The following is a 1,213-nucleotide window of genomic DNA, read 5'->3' as shown; positions in this document are numbered from 1 at the left end:
AAATTCAGCGTTATTTTTAAAAGTCAAGCGCGAATTTATTCACACAGTTAAAATTTCAGAACGCTAAAATTCAAAAATTTTTTCGGAAAGATTTTGCGTGGGATTTTCATTCAGAATTTTTATTTTCAGTAAGTTTTTTCACACAGAATTTTTTCACCAGAGTGATTTTGACGCGTTAAATTGTTTTCACGCACATTTTCCGTTAGTGATATGGTGTCAGAAATCAGTTGTTTAAGTCAAGTCCGAATTTTATTCAGTCAGTCATGTTTGAAAATGAATTCAGACCTTGTTTTCACGCATTTTTGGTCTGGATTCAGTTTCTTTTTTACTCACTCAAAATCGTGGAGTTTATTTCGGAGCGTGATTTTTGATGCCATATCACATAACGGAAAAAGTATTTGCGAAGGGCGGGCTAAATTAAACGAAAAGTTCAATTTCGACCGAACGAAGCAAATTGCTTTTTCAGATTACCAAATTACAAAAAAAAGTAATATGAAAAGCAAGTTGCGACTAAATGCATCAGGTAGTGGTTTTATAGATTCAGCCCCGCCTTTTGCAAATACTATGTTATGCGACGTTTTTTTAAATAATTATTGTTGAAAATTGAAAGAAAGTTAAATGCGCATTTTTTAGATAATTAGTTAGATTAATAAAATCATTCTTACTTTGGAGTTCAAAATAAAATTCTGAAGGATTTATGCGATTTGTTAAAGGATTGGTTGTAAGTTTAGGTAATACCCAAATCCGAAATCTTTTTGTATTAGAATTTAATTCTTCAAATTTTAACTCTTCTAAGTGCAATATTTTGAATTCAGTGCCCAAATAAAAATCCTTTGGATTTATTAATTTTGATTTTAAGACTTCAATATATTTTTCTTCCAAATTTTCGGGAAAGTTTACCTTAAATCTTATTCCATCAACAACATAGACTATTTGATTGTTTTTTTGTCTAACTTTTTTTACTTTTTTTTCAAATTTTCTTTGTTTATAGAATTTGTCAAAAAATTCAATAGCGTTTTTTTGACTGTCACTTGTTATATGAATTTGAGAAAACAAATTCAATGATAAAATTGTTAGAAATAGTGTTAGGAGCGGTGTTTTCATAAAATGTCGCATAACGGGAAACGTATTGCTGAAGTGCGGGCTTTTACACCTAAAATTTCTACTAAAAACTGCACGAAGCAAAAAATGTTTTCCGCTGACTAAATTAATA

The 1,213-nt window shown here is 29.6% G+C and carries 1 protein-coding gene; it reads right to left on the bottom strand.

Going from position 1 to position 1,213, the window contains the following annotated elements; genetic code table 11:
• Positions 1-582 precede the first annotated feature (582 nt).
• Positions 583-1,213, bottom strand: a 631-nt coding sequence (locus IV513_RS15450; protein ID WP_209391442.1) for a hypothetical protein, incomplete at its 5' end; no start/stop codon positions are given.

The organism is Chryseobacterium sp. RR2-3-20 (assembly GCF_017808115.1).
GTDB classification, from domain to species: domain Bacteria; phylum Bacteroidota; class Bacteroidia; order Flavobacteriales; family Weeksellaceae; genus Chryseobacterium; species Chryseobacterium oryzae.
The sequence above is the reverse complement of the archived record's forward strand: the minus strand, read 5'-3'. Positions and strand labels throughout refer to the sequence as shown.